Raw genomic sequence first — 23,419 nt, forward strand, 5'->3', positions numbered from 1 at the left:
CGCTGGCCGGGCCGCGCGCCGAAGACGCAATCGCCTGACCCGAGCGCCGCCCCAGCCGGCGCCGCGCACCGTATCATGCGGCGTCTTCCACGCCAGGATTGTCGCCATGGATTTCCGTCACCTGCAGCAGTTCCTTGTCCTTGCGGAAACGCTGAACTTCCATCGCGCCGCGGAGAAACTGCACATGTCGCAGCCGCCGCTGTCGGTGTCGATACGCAAGCTGGAAGAGCTTGTGGGCGTGCCGCTGTTCCTGCGCGGACGCCAGGGCGTGAAACTGACGGAAGCCGGCCTGGCGGCGCTGGACGAGGCGCGCCGCGCCCTGTTCCATGCCGAACAGTTCCGCCTGGCCGCGCGCGCGGGCGCCGCGGGCGAAGGCGGGACGGTGCGCATCGGCTTCGTGGGTTCGGCCACGCATGGCGTGCTGCCGCGCATCCTGCCGCTGTTCCGCCAGCGCTATCCAGGCGTCACGGTGGTGCTGCGCGAAGCCACGTCGATCCGCATCATGCAGGAACTGGAAGAGGACACGCTTGAAGTCGGCATCGTGCGCGTGCCGGTGGCCATGGGATCGAACGTGCGCCTGGCGCCGCTGACTACCGAGGACTTCGCGCTGGCGGTGCCCAAGGCGCACCCGCTGGCGCGGCGCGGCCGGATCCGGCTGGCCGACCTGGCGCAGGAGCCCTTCATCATGTACACCGCCACCGAGGCCGCGGGCCTGCGCATGGCCGCGATCAACGCCTGCCAACTGCGCGGCTTTACGCCGCGCATCACGCAGGAGGCCGTGCAGGTGCAGACCCTGCTAAGCCTGGTCGAAAGCGGCTTGGGCGTGGCCCTGGTGCCGGCGGGCGGGCGGCGCCATCCTGGCACCAGCGTCGTCTACAAGGCGCTGGCCGATTTTCCCGCCGGCGCCTCCATCGGCATTTCGCTCGCGTGGAACCCCGCCACCGAACGCAGCGCTGCGCGCAACCTGCGCGAAATGGCAGTCCAGGCCTTTCGCGACAAAAACACGAAATAAGCCTCCCCGCTTGCGGCAATGCCGCAGGCAGGCTTAGGATGGAGCATGGTCACGCCGCGGCACCCTCTGGACGCCCGGTGCGCCGCGGGGCCGATGTTCGAACCTCACCAGCGATTCGGGAGCACATCGTGAAGACAGTTGCTGAGCTTCTCAGGGAAAAGGCCAATCATGCCGTCGTAACGGTTTCGCCGGACTCGTCGGTGTTCGAGGCGGTCAAGACGATGGCCGAACGCAGCATCGGGGCCGTGGTGGTGGTGGAAGGCGACGTGGTGCTGGGCATGCTGACCGAACGCGACTACGCGCGCAAGATCGTGCTGCAGGACCGCTCATCGCGCACGACCAAAGTCCGCGAAATCATGACGGAGTCCGTCTACTACGTGGGCCCCGCCGACACCCGCGAGCACTGTATGGCCATGATGACCGAACGGCATTTCCGCCACCTGCCGGTCATCGACAACGACAAGCTCGTCGGCCTGCTGTCCATCGGCGACCTGGTCAAGGACGTAATGAGCGAACAGAAATTCATCATCCACGAACTCGAACGCTATATCACCGGCGAACGCGGCTAACGCCGCGCCGCCGCATGTCTGCGGGATCCGCGGCGGCGCTCAGCCCGCCGCGAGCATCCGCGACGCCGGCACGATCAGTCCCAGACCGGCGGCCAGCAGCAGCACGAACACCATGCGCTTGACCGTCTTCATCGAATTTTCCGTGCTGTAGCGGCGCGCCATCCAGGTCACCCCGATCACGACCGGCAGCGCCTGCAAGCTCAGCCAGAACGAAGACGCCATGAAGGCGCCCTGCCCGGTCACGAGCGCCAGGCGCACGGTCGCATTGAGCGAGAACAGGATCAGCAGACTGTTGCGGATCGTCGCCAGCGGCAGGGGCTGGCGGTACAGGTGATAGACCATGGGCGGACCCGCGCTGGAAAACAAGCCGCCCAGCACGCCGGACACCCCGCCGAAAAACATGCACGACGCGCGCGAGGACAACTGCGCCAGCGGCTGGGACCGCGCCACCAGCAGGATGGCGCAGGCCAGGATGGTGATGCCCAGCAGCAACTGCAGCAGCACGGCCATGGATCCGCTGATCCACGTCAGCGCCGCCACGCCCACCGCGACACCGGCAAGGCTGCTGATTGCGGCGGGCGTCAGCAGCGACCAGTTCACCTGCGGCTTGGCGCGCGCCAGGGTGACGGCGGCGTTCACCAGGGACAGGACGCTGACCACATTGGCCACTTCGGACACCGACGCCAGCTGGAACACGCCCGACAGACCCAGCAGCACCAGGCCGAACGCAAACCCCGTCATCGTCTGGGCATACGTGGCGAGCGCCACGCAGGCAAGGAACAGCAGATGTTGATAAATGCTCATGCGCAGGGAAGAGCCAGACCAGCCTCGGCTCAGCCCCGGCTGCGCGGCCACGCGCAGAGAGCGGATCGACGGGAAACGGCGTGCTAACGGATTAACGGGTTAACGGTTTTGTGCCGGGGATGATAGCACCGGCCGATCACGCCCCGAATCTTCCCGCCGACGGGGTTCGCGCAAACATCTGGTCACAAACTGATGCGGTATGCACCACGCCGCCTGCGGCCTGCCGCTATCCTTGCCGCCCTGCAAGCCCCGACACGCCTGCCCGGCCGCCCCATCCCGGAGCGCCTTCACGGGCCGGCACGCGCGCACTGCCAGAATGACCCCCAAACAAACCACAATCAATACGGTGACCCTGACCTGCTCCACCTGCGGCAGCGCCCAGTTCACCAAGCTCGACACCAACGAGTACCGATGCAGTCATTGCCATGCGGTCACGCTGGTCGAGGACAACGTCGCCCAGCGGCTCGAAAAGATCCTGCGCAACATACAGAAGCCGCAGGCGCCCCAGATCAAGACGTCGGCCATCGCGGCGATCGCGCTGGCGGTCCTGGCCGCCGTCGTCATCCCCCTTGCCGTATCGAACCTGAATTCCCGGCCGGCGGCGCCAAGCCGCCCCGTGGAGCCGCCCATCGACGCGGCGCTGGTCAAGCTGACGGACGTGCAGGAAATCAAAACGCGCGGCCGCACGCAGCTAGTCATGCTCGTACGCAACGAAACCGGCAGGAAAATCGACGTGCCCCGCGTCACGGCGTCGTTCTTCCAGGGCGAACTGTCGCTTGCGTCCACGTCCGGCTCCGCCCCGGCCCGCACGCTGCAGCCCGGCGAATACACCCCCATGACGATCTCGGCGCCGGACAAGGGTTTCTCCCGCTACGACCTGCAGGTCGGCACACCCTCCCCGGCCCGCGGCAAGAACAATGACGTCGCCGCCAGCAAGGTGCAGCTCGTCCGCAACGACGGCACCTACCGCCTGGTCGGCCTGATCAGCAACCAGGGAACCAGCCCCGCCGGCAGCACGCAGATCACCGTAATGCTCTACGGCGCGGACGGCAGGCTGATCGGCTTCGGCAACGGCTACGCCACGGCCAGCCCGCTGGCCCCGGGCGCGCTGACGTCCTTCGATGTGCGCAGCGAGATGCTGCGCGACGGCGAGGTCGCCTCCTACGACTACATGGTGCAAAGTGAAAGCTGACTCCACCGCCGCCAGCCGCCTGGCCGGGCTGGCGCTATTCGTGCTCGCCGCCGCGGCCTGCGCCGCCGAGCCCTCCGCCAGCCGCATCGTGCACGTCAGCCCCGCCAACGTGCGCGTTATCGACCACGTGCGCCTGACCACGGAAGAGCTGCTGGATCCGGACTTCGCCCTGTTCGACTCCGCCGCGCTCACGCTGTCGGCGCCCCGCCGTCTGCTCGACGAGATCGAGCGCCCCGTTCTGTATGCGGAACTGGTCAACACCAGCGACCAATACGTCGCCCTGTCGCCACGCGCCGAAATCGCGGTCTTCGACGGCTCGCGCCGGCTGGACCTGCGCCAGTCGTGGAGCCTGCCAGCCAGCCTCTACCCCGGCGAACGGGTGCCGGTGGCGCTGACAGGCCGCGTCGAGCGCTACAGCGAGGTCAAGACCCAGTGGCTGCCGGCCAAGCGCGCCGCCCTGCCCGGGCCGCGTCCCAAACTGGACGTATCGGTGGAAAACACCGAGGCCGGCATCGGCACCGGCACCCTGAATTTCAGCTACCGCTTCCGTTACAAATACGTGACGGTGCATGGGAGGGTGCGCAACGACAGCCAATCCGAGGTGGAAAAGGTGCGCGTCTGGGTCAGCCTGTACGACGCCCAGGGCCAGTTGTCCGGCGCCAGTTTCCAGGAACTGCGCCTGCCGCGCCTGCCTCCCGGCGACAGCGCCCCGTTCGAGGTCAGCGTCAAGCAATACGGCGGGAATTTCGCGCGCGTTGGCGTGGTCTACGACGCCAGCGCCCTCTAGACGCCGCCGGCGCGTCCTTTGGCGTCCCTTCCAGGCGGCCTCGCACGGGCCGCCTTTTGCTTGTCCCGACGGAACCGGCCGTCGCCGCCGAGCAACAGCTGCCACTCCAAGTCTTATATAAGATATAAGACATTTGCTTGCCGCCCCCACTTGCTTCTACAATTCCGGCCAACAACCCTTCTTCCAACCCGACTTTGAGCAGGCCTCACATGCTGGATACTTACCGCCAACACGTTGCCGAACGCGCGGCTCTGGGGATTCCCCCGCTGCCCCTTACGGCCAAACAAACCGCTGAACTGATCGAACTGCTGAAGAACCCGCCCGCCGGAGAAGAGCAGAACCTGGTCGAACTGCTGACCCACCGCGTGCCGGCCGGCGTGGACGACGCCGCCAAGGTCAAGGCTTCGTACCTGGCCGCCATCGCGCTGGGCAAGGAAGCTTGTGCGCTGATCAGCCGTGCCAAGGCGACTGAACTGCTGGGCACGATGCTCGGCGGCTACAACATTGGCCCGCTGGTCGACCTGCTGGACGATGCGGAAATCGGCACCATCGCCGCCGATGCGCTCAAGAAGACCCTGTTGATGTTCGACGCCTTCCACGACGTGAAGGAAAAGGCCGACAAGGGCAACGCCAACGCCAAGGCCGTGCTGCAAAGCTGGGCCGACGCCGAATGGTTCACCAGCCGTCCGGAACTGCCGGAAAGCCTGACCATCACGGTCTTCAAGGTTCCCGGCGAAACCAACACCGACGACCTGTCGCCCGCTCCCGACGCCACCACCCGCCCCGACATCCCGATGCACGCCCTGGCGATGCTCAAGAACAAGCGCGACGGCGCCGCGTTCGAACCGGAAGAAGACGGCAAGCGCGGCCCGGTCAAGTTCATCGAATCCCTGAAAGACAAGGGCCACCTGGTCGCCTACGTCGGCGACGTGGTCGGCACGGGTTCGTCGCGCAAGTCCGCCACCAACTCGGTGCTGTGGTTCACGGGCGAAGACATCCCCTTCGTGCCGAACAAGCGCTTCGGCGGCGTGTGCCTGGGCAACAAGATCGCCCCGATCTTCTACAACACCATGGAAGACGCCGGCGCCCTGCCGATCGAACTCGACGTTTCCAAGATGGAAATGGGCGACGTGGTCGAACTGCGCCCCTATGACGGCAAGGCCATCAAGAACGGCGAAGTCATCGCCGAATTCGAAGTCAAGTCCGACGTCCTGTTCGACGAAGTGCGCGCCGGCGGCCGCATTCCGCTGATCATCGGCCGCGGCCTGACCGCCAAGGCTCGCGAAGCCCTGGGCCTGGCCCCGTCCACGCTGTTCCGCCTGCCCAAGGATCCGGTCGACTCCGGCCGCGGCTACACGCTGGCCCAGAAGATGGTCGGCCGCGCCTGCGGCCTGCCGGAAGGCAAGGGCATCCGCCCGGGCACCTACTGCGAACCGAAGATGACCTCGGTCGGCAGCCAGGACACCACCGGCCCCATGACCCGCGACGAACTGAAGGACCTGGCCTGCCTGGGCTTCTCGTCCGACCTGGTGATGCAGTCGTTCTGCCACACCGCCGCCTACCCCAAGCCCGTGGACGTGAAGACGCACCACACGCTGCCTGAGTTCATCAGCACCCGCGGCGGCGTCTCGCTGCGCCCCGGCGACGGCGTGATCCACTCGTGGCTGAACCGCATGCTGCTGCCCGACACCGTCGGCACCGGCGGCGACTCGCACACCCGCTTCCCCATCGGCATCTCGTTCCCGGCCGGCTCGGGCCTGGTCGCCTTCGCCGCCGCCACCGGCGTCATGCCGCTGGACATGCCGGAATCGGTGCTGGTCCGCTTCAAGGGCAAGCTGCAACCCGGCGTCACCCTGCGCGACCTGGTCAACGCCATCCCGCTGTACGCCATCAAGCAAGGCCTGCTGACCGTTGCCAAGCAAGGCAAGAAGAACATCTTCTCCGGCCGCATCCTTGAAATCGAAGGCCTGCCCGACCTGAAGGTCGAACAAGCCTTCGAACTGTCGGACGCTTCCGCCGAACGTTCGGCCGCCGGCTGCTCGGTGCACCTGAACAAGGAACCGATCATCGAATACATCAACAGCAACATCGTGATGCTGAAGTGGATGATCGCCAACGGCTACGAAGACGAGCGCACGCTGGGCCGCCGCATCAAGGCCATGGAAGCCTGGCTGGCTGATCCCAAGCTGCTGGAACCGGACGCCGACGCCGAATACGCCGCCATCATCGAGATCGACCTGGCCGACGTGCACGAGCCCATCGTGGCCTGCCCGAACGACCCGGACGACGTCAAGACGCTGTCCGAAGTCGCCGGCGCCAAGATCGACGAAGTGTTCATCGGCAGCTGCATGACCAACATCGGGCACTTCCGCGCAGCCTCCAAGCTGCTCGAAGGCAAGCGCGACATCCCGGTCAAGCTGTGGGTCGCCCCCCCGACCAAGATGGACGCCACGCAACTGACCGAAGAAGGCCACTACGGCGTGTTCGGCACCGCCGGCGCCCGTACGGAAATGCCGGGCTGCTCGCTGTGCATGGGCAACCAGGCGCAAGTGCGCGAAGGCGCCACCGTCATGTCGACCAGCACCCGCAACTTCCCGAACCGCCTGGGCAAGAACACGAACGTGTACCTGGGTTCGGCGGAACTGGCCGCCATCTGCTCCAAGCTTGGCCGCATCCCGACCAAGGACGAGTACATGGCCGACATGGGCGTCATCAACAAGAGCGGCGACCAGATCTACCAGTACCTGAACTTCGACAAGATCGCCGACTACAAGGACGTGGCGGACGTGATCGAGGTCTGATCCCTGCCCGCATGCCAGGCCTGACGGCCTGACGACGGCCCCGGCGCACTCGCCCGGGGCCGTTTTTTTTCGTTCCGCCGCAATTTTTTGGGGCCAAAACGCCTGCCAGGACGAAACGTTTCAATACAATCCGGGAAGCCCGTGTAACACCGCCGGGGAAACCCCGGCGCCCAATCCTGGAGTACGCCCGCCAATGACCCGGCTATTGCTGCCGCCGCTTTTGCTGACGCTGGCCGGCTGCGCCACCGCGCCACCCTCGAATCCCGAGAACATCTGCGCCATCTTCCGCGAGAAGCCGGACTGGCACGATGCCGCGCTGGATGTGCAGAAAAAATGGGGCGCCCCGGTGCCGGTCCCCATGGCCATGATGTACCAGGAGTCCTCCTACCAGCACGACGCCCTGCCGCCCCGCTACTACTTCCTGGGCATCATTCCCTGGGGCCGGGTGAGCTCCGCCTACGGCTACGCCCAGGCCAAGGACGAAACCTGGGCCGACTACAAGCGGGAAGCCGGCGGCTGGACCTCCAGCCGCGACAACTTCGCGGACGCGCTGGACTTCATGGGCTGGTACATGAACAAGACCCAGCGAATCAACGGCGTTTCGAAATGGGACGCCTACGGCCAGTACCTGAACTACCACGAAGGCTGGACCGGCTATCGCAACCGCAGTTTCGACCGCAAGGCCTGGCTCAAGACCGTGTCGCAGAAAGTGCAGGCGCGCGCCGAGAAGTTCACGGCGCAGTACAAGAGCTGCGAAGCGAGCCTGACGCGGGGCGGGTGGTTCTGGTGAGCGGGCTGTTTCCGCTCCAGGCCTGAAGGCAGGCGAAAAAAATCCCGGCGCGAAGGCCGGGATACTTATGCAGGCTGGCATGGGCCCGCCGATACTTAGAAGTCCATGCTCGCCGACAACGAGAACGTGCGCGGACCACCCAGGACTAGATATCCTGAACCCGGGTAGCCCCCAACGGACGCCCAATAGTTGCGGTTGGCGATGTTCTCGACGCGAGCACGCAGCGTCAGCGTATGACCACCGACGTCGGTCATGTATCGAACCCCGGCGTCAAAGCGCGTCCAACCCGGCACCTTTAAGGTATTTTGCGCATTGGCATACGACGAACCGGTGTAGACGACGCGACCATCGACCGTCAGTCCCTGAACACCCGGAATGTCCCACTCCGCACCCATGGTGGATTGGAAGCGAGGCACACCGATCACGCGATTGCCATTGATAGCCGGATCGCCGGTGGAACGCTGTTCCGCATCCAACCATGTAAAGCCGCCCAGCAAGCGCACGCTACGCGTCACTTCACCGAAAACGTTCAACTCAACGCCCTGGTGACGGTCCTTCCCTGCCTCCTTAAACGTGAGGTCGGAGAGATCGGTGTATGCGCGAGGCTTGTCCGTAGTGAACAGGGCCAGCGTGGAGCCGAAGTACTCGCCTTCATACTTAACGCCAATTTCCTTTTGCTTGGAGACATAAGGCGCCAGGCTCTGACCGGCGTTCACGACATCCAATGTGCCCGAACCCGAGCTTGTAGCGATTGTGGCTGGCGCCGTATCGCCCGCGACCAACGCTTCAATATAGTTCGCGTAGAGCGACACGCTGGGCGATACTTTGACAACAAGGCCCGCCGCCGGCGAGTTATGGCTCGCATCATACGATGCGGTCTCTTTGCCACTGTTGTAGTCATAGCTGCGGCTTGACAGGCGCTGGTGGCGAATACCCGCGGTCAACAAAACACGGTCTTCAAAGAAGGACATCGTGTCGCCAATTGCATAGCTGCTGGTCTGAATGCGCCCTTGCAAGGAAGGATTGTCCATATTGCCGACTACGTTCGTCAACGGCGGCGCATCGTAGTACGACACAGGGTCGTAAATGTTGGTCTGACGAGTTCCACCGGTAGCGTAGGCATTGTCTTTCTTCAATTGGAAAAACGAGGCCGAAGCGACGAACTGATGGCCAACAGATCCAGTTTTTACGTTCGCCCGCATGCCGAATTCACCCGTATCAACCTGGTCCTCGCGAACGTTATCAAAGCGCGAGAACTGTGCTGCGCCTGTGCTCCCGTTGGTGACGGTCACGTTGCCCAGAGAATTGGATTCATCACTGCGTCGAAAACCATAAGCGGCCCATCCCGTCAACTTGTCGCTGAAATCGTGCTCCGCCCGTACGGTACCAAAGACGTCGCGTTCATTAGAGTACGACCACGGCTGAGCGTAATTGGAACTTGCATCCGGTGCATCGGGGACTACGGTTACGTTTCGAGCCAGCGTCACGTTCGGCCGTGCGCGCTTGAGCTTGTTCTCCTGCCATCCGATATCGGCCGACAAGCGCGTGTCCGCCGACCGCCAATCAAGCCCCAGAGAAACCAGACTGGTACGGGAATGCTCATCATCAATACCAGTATCGCCGCTACGCTGAGCAGCGTTGATCCGGATGCCCGTGCTGTCGTCTGGCCCAAATCGACGCGCAACGTCGGTGGACGCGAGGAACTGTCCACCGCTGGCAACACCAGTAGTTACTCGCGTCAAAGGCTCGTTGGGCGCGCGCTTGGGAACTAGATTGATGACGCCGCCGATACCGCCGCCGCTAGGAGGCGAGCCTGTCAGGAAAGCTGAAGCGCCGCGCAGCACTTCCACACGTTCAAACAATTCAGTTGCGATGTACTGCCGGGGCAGCAGGCTGAACAGACCGTTATAGGCCACATCGTCCGAGCTCAGGATGAAGCCGCGAATAAAGTACGACTCCTGGAAGTTGCCGAAGCCGCGCGCCACGCGCACGCCGGAATCGTTCTGCAGCACGTCGCCGACGCTCTTGGCCTGGCGATCCTGGATCAGTTCATTGGTGTAGCTGGTGACGCTGAAGGGCGTGCTCATGTTGTCCAGCGTGCCCAGGATGCCGACGCGGCCGCCGCGGGCCACCTGCCCGCCGGCGAAGGGCGCGGACAAGCCGCCGGCCGACGCGTCGGCGCTGGCCTCGACCCGGATGGCGTCCATCGAGGTCACGGGGCCGTTCGTCGTGGCGGGCTGAGTTTGGGGCGCGGTCTGGGCGTGGACGGCGCTCAGGCACGGCAGCGCGGCAGCCATGCAAGCAAGAGTTCGAATTTTCATATCGGGACGCTGGTAGGGCGGAAACGATCCGCGTTGCGGTGGAGATCCGCAAAATCCCTTTTGAACTGCCGCGGCGCCCGGAGACGGCGCCAACAAAGCCCGTTCGCCCTGGGGTCTTGAGGTCTAACGAGGCAAATGTTACCAAAAGAGAATCATTCTCATTGCGTCCCTCAAATGAAATCGAGGGATTTGTTGCGCGATCACAACAAGGCGCCGGCTTAGCGATCAGGCGGCGGCATCCTGCAACGCGGCGTCGGCGTCGGCCTCGGCATGCCCCGCGGCGGAGCCATAGGCTGCAAGCGCCTCGGCCAGCGCCTGGCGCCCGTCCCGCGTCGGCGCGTTGCGCCCGGCCGCCGGCGCATCGACGGCGGGCCCCGCGATCAGGACGAAATGCGCAGGCGTCTTGCCCGCCATCAGCACCAGGACGCCCTCCTCGCCGTCCGGCGTTGCACTGGCCGCGGCCGCCGACCCTGCCGGCAGCACCGCGAAGTCCGGATCCCCGCCCGCGACCTTCGGCAAGGGGGCCGCGCCTTTGCGGCGGTGCCTGGCGCGCACGCCCAGGTCGCCCTGCACCGCGAAGAACCAGGCGTTCCAACCGGGCGGCACGGGCACCAGCGTGGTGGCGCCCGGCCGCAGCCAGCCGTCCAGCATCAGCAAGGGTTCCGGCGTTTGCAGCGGAGACTCCCAGCCTTCATAGCTGCCGGCGACCACCCTGATGCGGCCCGAGACGGTCTGGATGACGGGCATTTCCCAGGCCCGCAGCAGCGAGGTCGAGGCCGGCAGGGATTTCAGGTGCTGGGGCAGGTCGATGAAGATCTGCAGACCGTGCAGCCTGGCCTCGCCAGCCGGGCGCTGCACATGCGCGATGCCCCTGCCCGCCTGCGTCCAGTGCAGGTCGCCCGCGCGGATCTCGCGGTTGGCCTCGGTGCTGTCCAGGCTCTGCATCACGCCCGTACTGTCTTCCAGCAACAGGGTCGCCGCCGCGATGCCGGTATGCGGGTGCGGCCCGAAGGCCGGGCCGGTCATGACGAAATGGTCCACCATCACCAGCGGCGACATGCCTTTTGAAAAATCGGAGTGGCGAAACTGGCGGATGGAGCAGGCGTCGCCCACGGACTTGTTGGAACCGGCGACGACGGCGCTGAGATGAAGAGTCAAAAAAAACTGCCTGAATTGGTGCTGAATTGATTTCGGGGCACAGCTTATGCGTTCCGCCAGCCGGACAGTAGAGACCAATTTCAGGAATAATTGTCCTGTTTTATAGGACAATTCCTCATCTTCCGCGAAACTGCGTTTAAAACACCGTATGCCTAGCTATATCCATCGCCTGGACGACCTGCTGCTATTCAACGAGGTCGTCGAAAAAGGCGGCTTCTCCGCGGCCGCCCGTGTGTTGAATATGCAACGTTCCAAGCTCAGCCGGCGCGTGGCCGAGCTTGAGGGCCGCCTGGGCGTGCGGCTGCTCCAGCGCAACACGCGCCGCGTGTCGCTCACGCCTATGGGCGAACAGATCTACGCCCACGCACAAGCCCTGGCCCGCGAAGCCCGCACGGTGTATGACCTGGCCGCGTCCATGGGCGACACCCCTGGCGGCCTGCTGCGCATCACCGCGCCCTCTCCCCTCGCGGTCAACGTGCTGAGCGATCTGGTGGCGCGCTTCTGCCAGACCCATCCGGGCGTGCGCGTACTGCTGGATACGCGGGACCAGGTCGTCGACCTGGTCGCCGAAGGCTACGACCTGGCGTTCCGGGCCCAGGCCACATCCCTCACCGATTCCCGCCTGATCGCGCGCGAACTGGCGCCGGTGCCGCGCATCCTGGTGTGCAGCCCGGCCATGGCCAAGGCCGCGCCCCGCCATCCGCTGGACCTGGCCGGCCTGCCGCTGCTGGCCCATGCCACGCAGGACGGCCCGCAGACCTGGCGTTTCGCCGGGCCGGCGGGCGACTCCGCGGCGGTGGAATTCGTGCCGCGCTGCGTCAGCAGCAACATGGCGGCCCTGCGGACGATGGCGCGCGCGGGGCTGGGCGCGGCGCTGGTGCCGCGCTATCTGTGCAAAGACTTGCTGGACAAGGGCGAGCTGGTCGGGCTGCTTCCCGGCTGGAACGCCGAGCCCGCCCGCATCTATGCCGTCATGCCGGCGCGCCAAGGCGAGCCCCTGGCCTTGCGGCGCTTCCTGGAATGCGTGGCCGCGGCGTTGCCGGCGCTGCTGGCCTGAGCGCCCGCATTGCCGCGTGGGGGTCTTGCAGGCTTTGCGCGCGTCGGCCAAAGTAGGGGTTTCGCCGAACACGATCCGTCCGGCGCGAAGCAAGGGCCGGAACTTTGACGCGTCACGCAAGTCTTATATAAGATATAAGACACAGATCACTGGCAAGCTTGTCTCGCAGACAATGACAAACGTGCCGAAACGCCTGAAAATGCCGCCTTCAGTTGGGCAAAACCACGGAGTCCATCATGCCGCACAACACCCTAGACACACTCAAGAATTTCAAGATCGGCAATAAGTCCTGTCAGTACTATTCGCTGCCGGCCCTGGGCAAGTCGCTGGGCATTGATGTGCAGCGTCTCCCGGTGTCCATCCGCATCGTGCTGGAATCCGTGCTGCGCAACTGCGACGGCAAGAAAGTCACTGAAGACCACGTCAAGCAGCTCGCCAGTTGGCAGGCCAATGCCAAGCGCGAAGACGAAATTCCCTTCGTCGTCGCCCGCGTCGTGCTGCAGGACTTCACCGGCGTGCCCCTGCTGGCGGACATCGCCGCCATGCGCTCGGTGGCCGACAAGATGGGCAAGAGCCCCAAGAGCATCGAACCCCTGGTGCCGGTCGACCTGGTGGTGGACCACTCGGTCATGATCGACTACTTCGGCACCAAGGACGCGCTGGACCTGAACATGAAGCTGGAATTCAAGCGCAACCAAGAGCGCTACCAGTTCATGAAATGGGGCATGCAGGCGTTCGACACCTTTGGCGTCGTGCCTCCGGGCTTCGGCATCGTCCACCAGGTCAACCTGGAATACCTGGCGCGCGGCGTGCACCAGGACAAGAAGAACAACGTCTACTACCCCGATTCCCTGGTGGGCACCGATAGCCACACCACCATGATCAACGGCATCGGCGTGGTCGGCTGGGGCGTGGGCGGCATCGAGGCCGAAGCCGGGATGCTCGGCCAGCCCGTGTACTTCCTGACCCCCGACGTCGTCGGCGTGGAACTGAAGGGCCAACTGCGCGGCGGCGTCACCGCCACCGACCTGGTGCTGACCATCACCGAAATGCTGCGCCGTGAAAAGGTCGTGGGCAAGTTCGTCGAATTCTGTGGCGAAGGCACCGCCAGCCTGACCGTGGCCGAGCGCGCCACCATCGGCAACATGGCGCCGGAATACGGCGCCACCATGGGCTTCTTCCCGGTCGACGAACGCACCATCGACTATTTCCGCGGCACCGGCCGCACCCAAGAAGAAATCGCCGCCTTCGAGGCCTATTTCAAGGCCCAGAAGATGTTCGGCATCCCGGCGGCCCGGGACATCAACTTCACCAAGCTGCTGACGCTGGACCTGTCCACCGTGGCCCCGTCGCTGGCCGGCCCGAAGCGTCCGCAAGACCGCATCGAAATCGGCAACGTCAAGAACACCTTCATCGACCTGTTCTCCAAGCCGGTCGCTGAAAACGGCTTCAACCAGCCCGCCGAAAAGCTCGACCAGACCTTCACCACCAGCGCGGGCACGCAGATCAAGAATGGCGACATCCTGATCGCCGCCATCACGTCCTGCACCAACACGTCCAACCCCAACGTCCTCCTGGCCGCGGGACTGCTGGCCAAGAAGGCGGTGGAAGCCGGACTCAGCGTGCCCAAGCACATCAAGACGTCGCTGGCGCCCGGATCCCGCGTGGTTACCGACTACCTGACCAAGACGGGCCTGCTGCCCTACCTGGAAAAGCTCGGCTTCGACGTGGCGGCCTACGGCTGCACGACCTGCATCGGCAACGCCGGCGACCTCACCCCCGACCTGAACGAAGCCATCACCGGCAACGACCTGGTGTGCTCGGCCGTGCTGTCCGGCAACCGCAACTTCGAAGCCCGCATCCACCCGAACATCAAGGCCAACTTCCTGGCCTCGCCGCCGCTGGTCGTGGCCTACGCGCTGGCCGGCACCGTCACGCGCGACCTCATGACCGAACCGGTCGGCCGCGGCAAGGACGGCGACGTCTGGCTGGGCGACATCTGGCCGTCCTCCGAAGAAGTCAACGCGCTGCTCAAGCACGCGCTCGACCCCAAGGCCTTCGAGGCCAATTACGGCCAGGTCAAGAGCAATCCGGGCAAGCTCTGGGAGAACATCAAGGGCGTCAACGGCGACACCTACAACTGGCCGGATTCGACCTACATCGCCGAACCGCCCTTCTTCGAAGGCTTCGGCATGACGCCGGGCGAGATGCCCACGGTCAAGGGCGCGCGCGCGCTCGGCGTGTTCGGCGACTCTGTCACCACCGACCACATTTCGCCGGCCGGCTCCATCAAGGAAACCTCGCCCGCGGGCAAGTGGCTGAAGGAAAACGGCGTGATGAAGGCCGACTTCAACAGCTACGGTTCGCGCCGCGGCAACCATGAAATCATGATGCGCGGCACCTTCGCCAACGTGCGCATCAAGAACCTCATGATTCCGTCCCTGCCCGACGGCAGCCGCTTCGAAGGCGGCGAAACGCTGTTCCAGCCCACCGGCGAACAGATGTCCATCTACGACGCGGCCATGAAGTACGTCGCGGCCGGCACGCCCACCGTGGTGTTCGGCGGCGAAGAATACGGCACTGGCTCGTCGCGCGACTGGGCCGCCAAGGGCACCCAGCTGCTTGGCGTCAAGGCGGTCATCACCCGCAGCTTCGAACGCATCCACCGCAGCAACCTGGTGGGCATGGGCGTGCTGCCCCTGCAGTTCAAGGGCAGCGACAGCGTGCAGTCGCTGGGCATCACCGGCGAAGAAACGTACGACATCTCGGGCCTGGAAAACGGCATCAAGCCGATGCAGGACGTGACGCTGACGATCACCCGCAAGGACGGTTCGAAGCAGGACGTGACGGTGCTGCTGCGCATCGACACGCCCATTGAAGTGGATTACTACCAGCATGGCGGCATCCTGCCGTTCGTGTTGCGCCAACTGCTGGCGGCCTGATCCGCAGACGCTGACGGACAGCACTGAAAACAAGGCCCCGGAACCTCGCGGTTCCGGGGCCTTCTCATTGCATGGCAGGCGACCGGCTGGCGCAGGATGCCCCCCCCGGCAGCGGATCAGTCGAACTGGTAGGCGTCCATCGCCAGCGCGCTGTACGACACTTCATCGTTCAGCCGCTTTGCCACGGCCCCGCCCGCCCCCAGCGCCACGTACAACGGCATCAGGTGATCGTCGTGCGGATGCGCCTGCAGGGCGCCCGGCGCCTGGGCCTGCCAGTCCAGCAACACAGGCACATTGTGCTCGGCCAGGTTGCGGGCATACCACTCCTGGAACGCCGGCACATAGGCAGCCGCCGGCGCGTTCTGCGGCATGCGGACATGGCGCAGGTTGTGCGTCAGCGAACCGGAGCCGATGATCAGGATGTCTTCGTCGCGCAGCGGAGCCAAGGCGCGGCCCAACGCCATTTGCCCGGCGGCGTCGCGCCCCATGTCCAGCGACAACTGCACGACGGGCACATCCACGTCGGGGTACAGGTAGCGCAGCGGCACCCAGGCGCCGTGGTCCAGCGGGCGCCGCGGATCGCGGTCTGCCGCGATCCCGGACTCCGCCAGCAAGGCCTGCACGCGCGCGGCCAGTTCCGGCGACCCCGGTGCGGCGTACTGCAGGGTGTAGAGCTCGGGCGGGAAGCCGCCAAAATCATGCCAGGCCACCTGCTGGTCGCGGGTGGAAAGCGCCAGGCCCTCGCCCATCCAGTGCGGCGACACCACCAGAATGCCGCGCGGCTTGCGGCCTTGCGCGGCGCTCCAGTCGGCAAGCGCCGGACCGGTCTTGCCGGGCTCGACGGCAAGCATGGGCGAACCGTGGGAAACGAACAACGTAGGCCAACGCATGGCGATGCCTCCAGGAATTTATCAATGCCCTCATTTTCGGCGGTTTGAATACAGCAATAAACCCCCTTGATGTAGATAATCTGTTGCCAATATGGCATCAATGCTGTGCAGGCCTACGCGCCCGGACGCCCGGCGCCCATCCCCGCTTCATCCCGCCATCCGCCATGAGACGCAGCGCCGCCCCACCGGAGGTGGCGGGCGTTAAACTACGCCGTTACACACTGAATGGACGTCCCCCGAAGTTATGGCCCGATCCCGCAGCCAATCCGCTCCCCGCATGACCCGTGACGCCACCCGCCTCGTCGCGCTTGCCCAGGCGCTGAACCGTTCGGGCAGCCGCGTCGAAGACGTGTTCTGGGAGAACCAGCTTGGCGATTCGATCCCCAAGCTGCTCAAGGCGGGCCAGGACGCCCCCCTCGAGGCGGCGCTGGACCACCTGGCGCAGACCGACGTGGGCGCCTACGAGGTCCTGATCGAACAGGCGGAAACGCTGTCCGAATCAATGAAAATCGACAAGAACGGCGTGCGCTACGACGTGCTGCTGGTCGTTGCGCCCATCGTCGCCTGGACCCGCTACGCCATTCCCACCGGCCCGATTTCCGCGAGCGCCCAGCAGGCCCTGCTGGCCCAGCTGCATGGGCATGTCCTGTCCAGCAAGGCGCGCAGCGCCCTGATGCCCGTGCTGGTCAGCGTCGACCAAATGCCCCGCACCTTCTCCGAAACCTGGCAATGGCTGCAGCGCCTGGGATCGCAGGCGCTGGGCGCCGAAACCACCAAGCCGACGCTGAACACCGAAGTCGAAACCGCGAACATGCTGGCCGACACCCGCTACATCGTGGGCGCGGCAGCCGTGCCCGAGGGTGAGCCGATCTTCCGCTGGCAGGAAAACCTGGGCGACGCCGACGCCAGCCGCGACGCCTGCCTGGCGCAGTGGGCCGCGCAGGCGCAGCCCACCCTGGCGGGCCTGCTGCCGGGCTGCGGCTTCGAGTCCTTGCTGCCCGACGCCTACTACGTCAGCAATCGCGAGGCCGACCGCCAGGTGCGCCCCCTGTCGCTGCGGGCGGCGGTGAGCTGGCTGGAAGGCGCCGTCAACCTCGAAGCCTCGCAGTTGCGGGCGGTGGTGGCCGGCTGCGGCGAAGGCCGCGTTGACGAATATCGCATCGGCTTTACCGCACGCAGCAGCAACGACGTGTACTACGGCTGCGTCTGGCCCCTGTACGGGCGCGAGGAAGACCTGATCTCCGACGAAGGCCAGCCCGATGTGGTCGACGAGATCGCGGCGCTGCTCAAGGAATACGGCGTCAGCGACGTGCGCCGCATTCCCGGCGTGCTGCCGCCCGAGTACTGCGAGGACTGCGGCGCGCCGTACTTCCCGAATCCCCTGGGCGAACTGGTTCATGCCGAACTGCCCGAGGACGCCGAGGCCGCCCCCGCCCATTTCCACTAAGGCGGCCATGCAAGCGGACATCTTCTGCCGGGTCGTCGACAACTACGGCGACATCGGCGTCTGCTGGCGCCTGGCGCGCCAGTTGGCGCGGGACCACGGCTGGGATATCCGCCTGTGGGTCGACGACCTTGCCAGTTTTGCGCATATCCAGCCCGGCATCGACGCTAGCGCGCCGCGCCAGCAGGCGGCCGGCGTGGATATCGTGCATTGGTCCGACGCGCCCGATCCGGCGCTGACGCCGCGCGACGTGGTGATCGAAGCCTTCGCCTGCGACCCGCCAGCCGCCTTTGTGGACGGCATGCGCCGCAGCCATCCGGTCTGGATCAATCTGGAATACCTGAGCGCCGAAGCCTGGGTGGAAAGCTGCCACGGCCTGCCCTCGCAACGGCCCGACGGGCTGGTGAAGCACTTTTTCTTCCCCGGCTTTACCGCGGCCACCGGCGGCCTGCTGCGCGAGTCCGGCCTGTCCGCGGAGCGCGACGCGCTGCAGGCGTCCGCCGGGCTGCAAGACAGCTTCCTGCGGTCGGCCGGCGTGCCCGACGACGCGCTGGCCTTGCGGCGCGACGGCGCCCGCACCGTGTCCCTGTTTTGCTATCCGTCCGCCCCCGCCGGCGAGCTGGCCCAGGCCCTGGCGGCGGACTCCCGCCCCACCCTGCTGCTCGCGCCGCAGGGCGTGGCGCCCGGCCTGGAAACCGCCTGCCAGGCGCCCGGCGCACCACGGCTGGTTCGCCTGCCGTTTATCGCCCAGCCCGACTTCGACCGCCTGCTCTGGTGCGCCGACCTTAACTTCGTACGCGGCGAAGACTCGTTCGTGCGTGCCGCCTGGGCCGCCCGTCCGCTGGTCTGGCAGATCTACCCGCAGGAAGAGAACATCCATCTGGAAAAGCTGGACGCCTGGCTGGCCCGCTATCCGGCCCCCGAATCCGCCCACGCGCTGATCCGGGCCTGGAACCAGCCGGAATCCGGGGACACGTCCGCTGCCGCAACGGCCGCGCTGGCGCCAGACGCCTGGCTGGCCTGGATCGCCGCCGCCCGCCTGTGGGACGCCAGCCAGTCGGCGCTGCCCGGCCTGGCTGAAAATCTGGCTGCATTTTGCGCAGACTTGGCCAAGAAACGTTAGAATAGAGAGTTTTCTGAGTCGCCCTGAATAGTCGGGCCTCAACTATGACGCCTCCCGGGGTGTGCATGACGCCGATCCGAAATGCGGCTTGTGCAAGCACGGTGAGTGCACCCATCACCCCGGAGTTTTATCAATGAAAACCGCTCAGGAATTGCGAGTCGGCAACGTGGTCATGGTCGGCAAGGATCCCCTCGTCGTCCAGAAGGCCGAATACAACAAGTCTGGCCGCAACGCCGCCGTCGTCAAGCTGAAGTTCAAGAACCTCTTGACCGCCTCGGCCAGCGAATCGGTCTACAAGGCCGACGAAAAGTTCGAAGTCGTCCAGCTGGATCGCAAGGAATGCACGTATTCCTACTTCGGCGACCCGATGTACGTCTTCATGGACGAAGAGTACAACCAGTACGAAATCGAAGCCGAAAGCATGGGCGACGCCCTGAACTACCTGGAAGAAGCGATGCCCGTGGAAGTGGTCTTCTACGACGGCCGCGCCATCTCGGTGGAACTGCCCACGACGCTCGTCCGCGAAATCACCTACACCGAACCCGCCGTCCGTGGCGACACTTCGGGCAAGGTGACCAAGCCTGCCAAGATCAACACCGGCTACGAACTGAACGTGCCGCTGTTCTGCGCCATCGGCGACAAGATCGAAATCGACACCCGCACGAACGAATACCGCAGCCGCGTCAACAACTGATCGGTCGCGCCAAACAAAAAAGCCAGGCCCGCAAGGGTCTGGCTTTTTTTTTCGCCCCGGGCGTCGTGGCCCTACTGCAGGCGTTCGTCGTCCAGGAAGTCGGGCACGGCCATGACCTCGATACCGTCTTCGGCCAGGGATTCGCGCTCTTCGGGGGTGGCGGTGCCGCGGATGGGACGATCGTCGGCGTCGCCCTCGTGGATGCGGCGCGCTTCTTCGGCAAAGCGCGGCCCCACGTTTTCGGTGCTGCGCACCAGGGCGCGCACCTGGCGCATGACGGCGGCCTGCAGGGCGGCCATTTTCTCGGCGTCGGATGCGCCGGCCGGCACGCTGGGCTGGGCCGCGGGCGCGTGCAGGTGGGCCACGTTCAGGCGAGGCGCGGACAGGCGCTTGGTAATACTGGCGGACCCGCAGACCGGACACGTGACGAGGCCACGCGCCTGTTGCGCGTCATAGTCTTCGTGCGAGCCGAACCAGCCTTCGAAGACGTGGCTGTGGTCGCATTGGAGGTCAAAAACTTTGAGGGCCATGGCATCAAATATGGGGTTCTACGCCCAGAATACAAGATCCGGCGCAAGCCGGCTTGCCGACGGCCGTCCGGCAGCCGTTGGCAAGAATAGGACGAATGGAAAGTTCAGGCCGGCTCCGGCGGCCCGAAATGCAATCTGGGCACCGCCGCGAGCAGCCGGCGGGTGACGTCCTGGCGCGGCGCCAGCAACACGGATTCGGCCTGCCCCAGTTCGACGATGCGCCCCCCATCCATCACGGCAATGCGGTCCGCCAGGTATTCGACCACGCCGAAGTTGTGCGTGATGAACAGGTAGGCGATGCCGAGTTCGGCCTGCAGTTCGCGCAGCAGATCCAGGATCTGGGCCTGCACCGACACGTCGAGCGCGGAGGTGGGCTCGTCGCAGATCAGCACCTTGGGTTCGACCGCCAGCGCGCGCGCGATGGCGATGCGCTGGCGCTGCCCGCCCGAGAATTCATGCGGGTAGCGCGTCAGCGTATTGGCGGGCAGTCCCACGCGCTCGATCAGTTGCGCCGCGTGTTTGCGCCGGGCCTCCTTGCCCATGCCGCGACGCAGGGATTCCAATCCTTCGTCCAGGATGTCTCCCACGCGCATGCGCGGATCCAGCGATGCGTAAGGATCCTGGAACACGATCTGGATGTCCTGCCGCAGCCGCTGCAACTGGCGGCGGTCGGCGGACAGCACATCCTGCCCCAGCAGCATGGCCCGGCCCGACACCCGCGCGCCTTCGATCAGCCGCAACAGGGCCTTGCCCGTGGTGGTCTTGCCGCAGCCGGACTCGCCCAGCAGGGCCAGGGTCTCGCCCGCGCGCAGCGTGAAGGTCACGCCATCGACGGCCTTGACCCAGGACACGATGCGGCGCAATGGCCCCTTGCGCACCGGGTAATGGACCTTCAGGTCCTGCACGTCCAGCACCACGCCGGCAGGCCGCGCCTGGGCCTTGGATTTGCCGACTTCAGCCGCCGCCGCGCGTCCCTGTTCGGTCAGCGGGACGCCCCGCTTGTCGAAGGTGGGTATCGCCTCGAACAGCTGTTTGGCGTAGGGATGCCGCGGCGCGTGGAAGAATTCTTCGGCGCTGGCGCTTTCGACGATCTCGCCGCCGCGCATCAGGGCGACATGGTGCGCCACGTTCTTCACCACCGCCAGGTCGTGCGTGATGAGCAGCACGGCCATGCCCATTTCCTGCTGGATGCTGGCCAGCAGGTCCAGCACCTGGGCCTGCACGGTGACGTCCAGCGCCGTGGTCGGCTCGTCGGCGATCAGCAGCACGGGCTCGGCCGCCAGCGCGATCGCGATCATGACGCGCTGCTTCTGGCCGCCGGAAAACTGGAAGGGATAGTCGTCGATGCGGCGTTCGGGCTCGGGTATGCCAACCCGCCGCAGCCAGTCGATGGCCCGCGCGCGCGCCGCGGCGCCGCGCAGCGGCGTGTGGGCCGTGAGCGTTTCGATGATCTGGTCGCCCACGCGCATGACCGGATTCAGGCTGGTGGACGGCTCCTGGAAGATGATGCCGATGCGTCCGCCCCGCACGCCGCGCATGGCGCTTTCGGGCAGCCGGTTGAGGTCTTCGCCGTCCAGGTCGATCTGCCCGCCCACGATGCGCCCGGCGTCGGGCAGCAGGCGCAACAGCGCCAGCGCGGTCATGCTCTTGCCGCAGCCGGACTCCCCGACCAGCGCGAAGGTTTCGCGCCGGGAGATGGCCAGCTGCAAGCGCTTGACGGCATGCGTCATGCCGCTTTCGCCCGCGACGTCCACGTCCAGGCCCTGCACGGTTAGCAATGGCGTGTCCGGGCTCATGGCGCTTCTCCGGTCTTGGACGCGCGCGCATCGGCGGCCAGCACGGCGCCAGGACGGCGTCCGAAGAAGCCCAGGCGCGCCAGGCGGCTGGGCTTGTAGCGGCGGGTGCGCGGATCGAAGGCGTCGCGCACCGCGTCCGCGAACAGGTTGGCCGCCAGCACCAGCGCCAGCATGAAAATGAATGCGGTCATCAGGTTCCACCAGATCATGGGATCGCGGGACATTTCCAGCCGGGCGCCGTCGATCATGGAGCCGAAGGAATTCATGCTGGGGTCCACGCCGATACCCAGGTACGACAGCACGGCCTCGTACAGCACCAGGCCGGAGAATTCCAGCACCACCGTGATCAGCACCAGGTGCGCCACGTTGGGCAGCAGGTGGCGCGTCATGATGCGCCAGTGCGACACGCCGAATGCGCGCGCCGCCTGCACGTATTCCAGCTCGCGCAGCTTGAGGGTTTCGGCGCGTAGCAGGCGGCACAGCCCCGCCCAGCCCGTCAGGCCCAGGATCATGCACAGCAGGAACAGCCGCAGATCGGCGCGGGCGGCCGAAGTATCGAAGAGGTCGGAATGATTGTCGATGTACACCTGCATCATCAGCGCGCAGGCGGCCACCAGGAGCACGCCGGGAATCGAGGTGATGGTGGTGTACAGATACTGGATGGCGTCGTCGACCTTGCCCTTGAAATAGCCGGCCGCGATGCCGAAGATGATGGCGGGCGGCAGCATCGCCAGCGTGGTCAGGCTGCCGATAACGAGCGCCGTGCGGATGCTCTTGAGCGCCTGCCAGAGCACGTCGTTGCCGATGCGGTCTGTGCCCAGCGCGTGGTAGCCGGAGGACAGGCCGGCCAGCGCGCCGACGGCCAGGCAGAGCAAGGCGAAGGTGATCGTCATGGCCCGCCAGGGAATGTCGGCCCGGCCGGCCAGGAGTTCCTCGGCCGCATGGGAGGCCGACCCGGTGACCCTGGCAAGACACGCGAAGAGCAGCACCGCCCCCGCCAGCGCGACCGCCAGCCCCGCGCCCATGCCCCATCCCAGGCGCATGGCGATGTCGCCCGCTCGCTCCTTGTCGGGGTCGGTCAGGTGCTGGGCCGCGCCCCGCAGCCGCGGAAAATCGCGCACCGGCTTGTCGTCCACCAGCATGGTTTCCTTGGTGAACTGGTGCGCGGCCAGGGGCTCGGAATAGGTTTTCTCGGGCCGGGTCAGCACGGTGCCGGCCAGCAGGCCGTCCAGCGCGGACTGCACCGCCGGCGCGTAGACCGGCGGGGCATCGGCCGCGGCGCCCGGCGCGGGCGGCAGCTGCGGACGGTAATGCACGGAATCCAGCAGGCCGATCACCGAAAAGGCGACCAGGATGACCGCGGAGCACATGGCGGGCGTGTCGCGGGCGACGCGCGCCCAGGTGGCCCGCAGGTTGGGGCTGCGCCGCACGTGCCAGACGTAGCCCAGCGCGCCCAGCACCATCAGCCACAGAGCGATATCGGTCCAGAGGAAGACGAACTTGGGCATG

At 65.8% G+C, this 23,419-nt stretch carries 18 protein-coding genes; 11 read left to right on the top strand and 7 right to left on the bottom strand.

Annotated features, from left to right (window positions below; translation table 11 throughout):
• Positions 1-106: 106 nt before the first annotated feature.
• Complete coding sequence (locus KYC_RS26430; RefSeq protein ID WP_008168310.1) at positions 107-1,012, top strand: LysR family transcriptional regulator; 906 nt, start codon at positions 107-109, stop codon at positions 1,010-1,012.
• A 128-nt stretch (positions 1,013-1,140) separates the two neighbouring features.
• A complete protein-coding gene (locus KYC_RS26435; RefSeq protein ID WP_043519327.1) occupies positions 1,141-1,581 on the top strand; it encodes a CBS domain-containing protein in 441 nt (146 codons plus the stop codon).
• Positions 1,582-1,620: 39 nt separating this feature from the next.
• Here the strand turns inward: KYC_RS26435 and KYC_RS26440 are convergent, their stop codons facing one another.
• Positions 1,621-2,385: a TSUP family transporter gene (locus KYC_RS26440; protein WP_008168314.1), complete on the bottom strand. Its 765-nt coding sequence runs from the start codon at positions 2,383-2,385 to the stop codon at positions 1,621-1,623.
• Between the two features lie 316 nt (positions 2,386-2,701).
• Here KYC_RS26440 and KYC_RS26445 point away from each other — a divergent pair, with 316 nt between their 5' ends.
• From KYC_RS26445 to KYC_RS26460, 4 genes are all read left to right on the top strand, one after another.
• Complete coding sequence (locus tag KYC_RS26445; protein ID WP_043519329.1) at positions 2,702-3,577, top strand: FxLYD domain-containing protein; 876 nt, start codon at positions 2,702-2,704, stop codon at positions 3,575-3,577.
• On the top strand, positions 3,567-4,364 hold the full coding sequence (locus tag KYC_RS26450; protein WP_043519331.1) for an FxLYD domain-containing protein: 798 nt from the start codon (positions 3,567-3,569) through the stop codon (positions 4,362-4,364). The genes KYC_RS26445 and KYC_RS26450 overlap by 11 nt, the downstream gene beginning before the upstream one ends.
• A gap of 209 nt (positions 4,365-4,573) precedes the next feature.
• Positions 4,574-7,165 (top strand): bifunctional aconitate hydratase 2/2-methylisocitrate dehydratase, encoded by a 2,592-nt coding sequence (gene acnB, locus KYC_RS26455; RefSeq protein ID WP_008168316.1) that lies wholly within the window; start codon positions 4,574-4,576, stop codon positions 7,163-7,165.
• A gap of 193 nt (positions 7,166-7,358) precedes the next feature.
• Positions 7,359-7,955 (top strand): transglycosylase SLT domain-containing protein, encoded by a 597-nt coding sequence (locus tag KYC_RS26460; protein WP_008168318.1) that lies wholly within the window; start codon positions 7,359-7,361, stop codon positions 7,953-7,955.
• Between the two features lie 95 nt (positions 7,956-8,050).
• Here KYC_RS26460 and KYC_RS26465 read toward each other — a convergent pair whose 3' ends face one another.
• Both KYC_RS26465 and KYC_RS26470 read right to left on the bottom strand, forming a co-directional pair.
• A complete protein-coding gene (locus KYC_RS26465; protein WP_043519332.1) occupies positions 8,051-10,276 on the bottom strand; it encodes a TonB-dependent receptor in 2,226 nt (741 codons plus the stop codon).
• Positions 10,277-10,501: 225 nt separating this feature from the next.
• Entirely contained in the window at positions 10,502-11,434 is a 933-nt protein-coding gene (locus tag KYC_RS26470; protein ID WP_008168322.1) for a pirin family protein, read from the bottom strand.
• A 148-nt stretch (positions 11,435-11,582) separates the two neighbouring features.
• Between KYC_RS26470 and KYC_RS26475 the strand changes: the two genes are divergently transcribed.
• Positions 11,583-12,491 (top strand): LysR substrate-binding domain-containing protein, encoded by a 909-nt coding sequence (locus tag KYC_RS26475; protein WP_008168324.1) that lies wholly within the window; start codon positions 11,583-11,585, stop codon positions 12,489-12,491.
• Between the two features lie 236 nt (positions 12,492-12,727).
• Positions 12,728-15,433, top strand: a complete 2,706-nt coding sequence (acnA, locus tag KYC_RS26480; RefSeq protein ID WP_008168326.1) for an aconitate hydratase AcnA — start codon at positions 12,728-12,730, stop codon at positions 15,431-15,433.
• A gap of 116 nt (positions 15,434-15,549) precedes the next feature.
• Here the strand turns inward: acnA and KYC_RS26485 are convergent, their stop codons facing one another.
• A complete protein-coding gene (locus KYC_RS26485; RefSeq protein ID WP_081478117.1) occupies positions 15,550-16,323 on the bottom strand; it encodes a DODA-type extradiol aromatic ring-opening family dioxygenase in 774 nt (257 codons plus the stop codon).
• 244 nt (positions 16,324-16,567) lie between these two features.
• Between KYC_RS26485 and KYC_RS26490 the strand changes: the two genes are divergently transcribed.
• The 3 genes from KYC_RS26490 to efp all read left to right on the top strand — a co-directional run bounded on the left by KYC_RS26490 (position 16,568) and on the right by efp (position 19,584).
• Positions 16,568-17,770 carry a DUF2863 family protein gene (locus tag KYC_RS26490; RefSeq protein ID WP_008168328.1) on the top strand — a complete coding sequence of 401 codons (1,203 nt, stop codon included), beginning with the start codon at positions 16,568-16,570 and terminating at the stop codon, positions 17,768-17,770.
• Between the two features lie 7 nt (positions 17,771-17,777).
• Positions 17,778-18,890 carry an elongation factor P maturation arginine rhamnosyltransferase EarP gene (gene earP / locus KYC_RS26495; RefSeq protein ID WP_008168331.1) on the top strand — a complete coding sequence of 371 codons (1,113 nt, stop codon included), beginning with the start codon at positions 17,778-17,780 and terminating at the stop codon, positions 18,888-18,890.
• 133 nt (positions 18,891-19,023) lie between these two features.
• Positions 19,024-19,584 carry an elongation factor P gene (efp, locus tag KYC_RS26500; protein ID WP_006225610.1) on the top strand — a complete coding sequence of 187 codons (561 nt, stop codon included), beginning with the start codon at positions 19,024-19,026 and terminating at the stop codon, positions 19,582-19,584.
• A gap of 71 nt (positions 19,585-19,655) precedes the next feature.
• Here the strand turns inward: efp and KYC_RS26505 are convergent, their stop codons facing one another.
• The 3 genes from KYC_RS26505 to KYC_RS26515 all read right to left on the bottom strand — a co-directional run bounded on the left by KYC_RS26505 (position 19,656) and on the right by KYC_RS26515 (position 23,418).
• Positions 19,656-20,114: a DUF1178 family protein gene (locus KYC_RS26505; RefSeq protein ID WP_008168337.1), complete on the bottom strand. Its 459-nt coding sequence runs from the start codon at positions 20,112-20,114 to the stop codon at positions 19,656-19,658.
• A 104-nt stretch (positions 20,115-20,218) separates the two neighbouring features.
• Complete coding sequence (locus KYC_RS26510) at positions 20,219-21,910, bottom strand: ABC transporter ATP-binding protein (protein ID WP_008168339.1); 1,692 nt, start codon at positions 21,908-21,910, stop codon at positions 20,219-20,221.
• Positions 21,907-23,418: an ABC transporter permease gene (locus KYC_RS26515; protein WP_008168341.1), complete on the bottom strand. Its 1,512-nt coding sequence runs from the start codon at positions 23,416-23,418 to the stop codon at positions 21,907-21,909. Before KYC_RS26515 ends, KYC_RS26510 begins: the two co-directional genes overlap by 4 nt.
• Position 23,419 lies beyond the last annotated feature (1 nt).

The organism is Achromobacter arsenitoxydans SY8 (assembly GCF_000236785.1).
Taxonomy (GTDB): domain Bacteria; phylum Pseudomonadota; class Gammaproteobacteria; order Burkholderiales; family Burkholderiaceae_B; genus Achromobacter; species Achromobacter arsenitoxydans.